The sequence below is a fragment of the Mesorhizobium sp. M7D.F.Ca.US.004.03.1.1 genome, assembly GCF_003998635.1.
In the GTDB taxonomy this organism is placed as follows: domain Bacteria; phylum Pseudomonadota; class Alphaproteobacteria; order Rhizobiales; family Rhizobiaceae; genus Mesorhizobium; species Mesorhizobium loti.
In genome coordinates, this window is record NZ_RZQG01001251.1 from 1 (window position 1) to 1,384 (window position 1,384).

The window sequence follows — 1,384 nt, forward strand, 5'->3', positions numbered from 1 at the left end:
TCTGCGCTGTTTGAACGCGCACGGCATCGGCCAGAACGGGTGATGTGCCGGTGGCGTAGGCCCCGAAGCCGATCGCCCCGGCGATAGCCACGGACGCGGCAGCAGCCATGATTCGCTTGTGCGTGCTGGAATGTACATTGGGGTAAGTTTTCATGATTTCGTGTCCTCTTTCTAGAACTGCGCCCTGATTGGCGTCGTGCTGAAAAGAATATAGAAGCGCACATTACGACGTCATTTCCATTGCATGAACTTTTAGTAATGTTGGCCAGGCACCCTTGAGATGATATCGCGCTGACCATTGCCGGCATGGTCAGAAGGTCCAGTCCTGACCAAAGCCAAATGATCAGCAACTTCCTTTGCTCGAATCAGAACAGCAACAAAGCTTCTGCATACTACGCCAGACGCCGGACCGGTGTGCAGTCAATGAGCGCTACGTCTTAGCAGCGACCCTCTTGTTGAAGCCACCCAGGATCTACCGCGGACAGGCTGGATGCTCATCGGCATGCCAGCGCTTTGAAGCGAGGCAAAATACGCGCGCTTCATTTCGGCTCGGCTGCCGTTAACCAAGGCTCCAAAACCTTGGACGGTCCGTACGCGAAACCGCTAAGCCGAGGAGATGAGGGCGCGGAGCGCAAAGCGGGCGGTCGCTGGGAAGAACCACGCTCGGATCCACCGAGACTGCGCGCCAGCCACCGTGTTGACGGGAGCCTGCGCCAGGAACTTTCGAAGCCGAGCCCTCACGATCCCAGTTCGCCATTGTCATACGCACGCATTCCGCACCTTTTCTCACCCGGCTTTCGGCAACGCATAGGCGATAATAGAATCGCCCGCCGCTGTGCCGGTCGAACCATGCCCGCCGGCAACCACGATTAGATACTGTCGGCCATCGGAGCCAAGGTAGCTGGAGGGGGTGGCCTGCCCGCCAGCGGGAAGGCGATCGTGCCAGATCTCCTTGCCTGTCTTCAGGTCATAACCGCGTACGTAGTAATCCAAGGTGCCGCTGAGAAAGGCGACGCCGCCCTTGGTAATGATCGGCCCACCGATGCCGGGCACGCCCATCTTGAATGGCAGCGGGATCGGCGACAGGTCGCGCACCGTTCCGTTGACATGCTTGTAGATGGTCTTGCCGGTCGTCAGGTCGACACCCGCGACATAGCCCCATGGCGGCGCTTGGCAGGGCAGCCCAAGCGGTGAGAGAAACGCTCCCATCTTGGCCGCATAAGGCGCTCCGAAATTTTCGTTGAAGACGTCCCCTCCCTCTTTGGTAACGACGCGCGCATACTTGTCCGGACGGGGGATCATCTTCGACGTAAAGGCAAGGTATACGGGCATGGCAAACATGACTTGCCGATTGGGATCGACCGCCACCGCGCCCCAGTTGAAC

The 1,384-nt window shown here is 59.0% G+C and carries 2 pseudogenes; both read right to left on the minus strand.

Going from position 1 to position 1,384, the window contains the following annotated elements:
- Nucleotides 1-154: pseudogene (locus EN935_RS42505) on the minus strand (serine protease); the annotation flags it as partial.
- 632 nt (nucleotides 155-786) lie between these two features.
- A pseudogene (locus EN935_RS36060) lies at nucleotides 787-1,384 on the minus strand (PQQ-binding-like beta-propeller repeat protein); the annotation flags it as partial.